The sequence below is a fragment of the Stenotrophomonas sp. 3diitr2024 genome (genome assembly GCF_042136455.1).
In the GTDB taxonomy this organism is placed as follows: domain Bacteria; phylum Pseudomonadota; class Gammaproteobacteria; order Xanthomonadales; family Xanthomonadaceae; genus Stenotrophomonas; species Stenotrophomonas sepilia.
In genome coordinates, this window is record NZ_JBHHMJ010000144.1 from 1 (window position 1) to 1,836 (window position 1,836).

2 protein-coding genes are annotated in these 1,836 nt (G+C 66.6%); one reads left to right on the plus strand and one right to left on the minus strand.

Annotated elements, in window-relative coordinates; genetic code table 11:
• Window positions 1–84 precede the first annotated feature (84 nt).
• Entirely contained in the window at window positions 85–651 is a 567-nt protein-coding gene (gene efp, locus ABGA94_RS03555) for an elongation factor P (protein WP_005410381.1), read from the minus strand.
• Between the two features lie 120 nt (window positions 652–771).
• On the opposite strand from efp, the gene epmB reads away from it, so the two are divergent.
• Window positions 772–1,788 carry an EF-P beta-lysylation protein EpmB gene (gene epmB / locus ABGA94_RS03560; protein WP_162911599.1) on the plus strand — a complete coding sequence of 339 codons (1,017 nt, stop codon included), beginning with the start codon at window positions 772–774 and terminating at the stop codon, window positions 1,786–1,788.
• Window positions 1,789–1,836: the final 48 nt, after the last annotated feature.

Genomic DNA, 1,836 nt, shown 5'->3' on the forward strand with positions numbered 1-1,836 from the left:
ATCATGGGAGCGCCAGCGCGAATGCGCTGGCGCGTGTCCGAGCATGGCTCGGCTCTACAGCAAGGTCGGCCTGCGACCGGAACCTTATTTGACGCGTGCGGAGTATTCGCCCGAACGGGTGTCAACGCGGATCACTTCGTCCTGGTTGACGAACAGCGGCACGCGGACCACGGCACCGGTTTCCAGGGTGGCCGGCTTGCCGCCGCCGCCCGAGGTGTCGCCACGGACGCCCGGATCGGTTTCGGTGATCTTCAGTTCGACGAAGTTCGGCGGCTGAACGAAGATCGGCTCGCCGTTCCACAGGGTGACCACGCAGGACTCTTCGCCCTTCAGCCACTTCTCGGCGCCGCCCATGCCGGCCTTGGTGGCCTGGACCTGTTCGAAGGACTCCGGGTCCATGAAGTGCCAGTACTCGCCGTCGCTGTACATGAAGTTCATGTCGGTATCGACGACGTCGGCTGCATCCAGCGAGTCGGTCGACTTCATGGTCACTTCCTGGGTACGGCCGTCCTTGATCAGGCGGTATTTCACGCGGGTGAAGGCCTGGCCCTTGCCCGGCTTGACGTATTCGGTGTCGATGATGACGGCCGGTTGGTTGTTGACCAGGATCTTCATCCCGTTCTTGACGTCGTTCATGCCGTAGCTGGCCATGCGTAAACTCCTGAGTGGCAGAAACGCCGCGGGTGCGGCGAGCCGTTAGAATGGAAAGCCCACCGGATGCCGGTGGGCGACTGTTTTTCTGCCCCCATGATAACCGCAGGCCCCCTCTCCATGCAGCTTTCCGCCTTCCCCCGGCCCCAGTCGCCAGGCGCGCCCGCGCGCTGGCAGCAGCTCTGGCGCCAGGCGCTGCGCGACCCGCACGCCCTGCTGGCCCGGCTGCAGCTGGACCCGGCGGCGCTGGGTGTCTCGGAGGCGGCCATGGACCAGTTCGCATTGCGCGTGCCCGAGGGCTTCGTGGCCCGCATGCGCGTGGGCGATCCGGCCGATCCGCTGCTGCGCCAGGTGCTGCCGATCGACGAGGAAATGCGCCCGGCGCCCGGGTTCAGCTTCGATGCGGTGGGTGATGGTGCGGCCAAGAAGGCCACCGGCGTCATCCAGAAGTACCGTGGCCGCGCCCTGCTGGTGGCGACGGGCAGCTGTGCGATCAACTGCCGCTACTGCTTCCGCCGCCACTTCGACTATGGCGCGGAGAACGCCGCCAAGGGTGGCTGGCAGGAGGCCGTAGCCGCCATCGCGGCCGACCCGGACATCGATGAGGTCATCCTGTCCGGCGGTGACCCGTTGTCACTGGCTACGCACAAGCTGGTCGAGCTGACCGACGCCCTGCGCGCGATTCCGCATATCCGCCGCCTGCGCATCCATACCCGGCTGCCGATCGTGCTGCCGGAACGCGTGGACGATGAACTGGTGTGCTGGCTGGGCAGCCTGCCATGGCCGCTGGCGATCGTGGTCCACGCCAATCACGCCAATGAATTCGACGCCAGCGTGGACGCGGCGATGGCCCGCCTGCGCGGCGTCGGCGCCCAGCTGCTGAACCAGGCGGTACTGCTGCGGGGAGTCAACGACAGCGTGCAGGCCCTGCAGGACCTGAGCGAGCGCAGCTTCGCCGCCGGCGTGCTGCCCTATTACCTGCACCAGCTGGACCGGGTCGAAGGCGTGGCCCACTTCGAAGTGGATGATGCCCAGGCCAAGGCGCTGATTGCCGGCCTGACCGCACGCCTGTCCGGCTATCTGATTCCGAAACTGGTGCGCGAACTACCCGGCGACCCGAGCAAGCGCCCGGTGTAGGAGCACTGCCGGGGTCAGATCCCTTTTCCGACGGAAAAGGGATCTGAC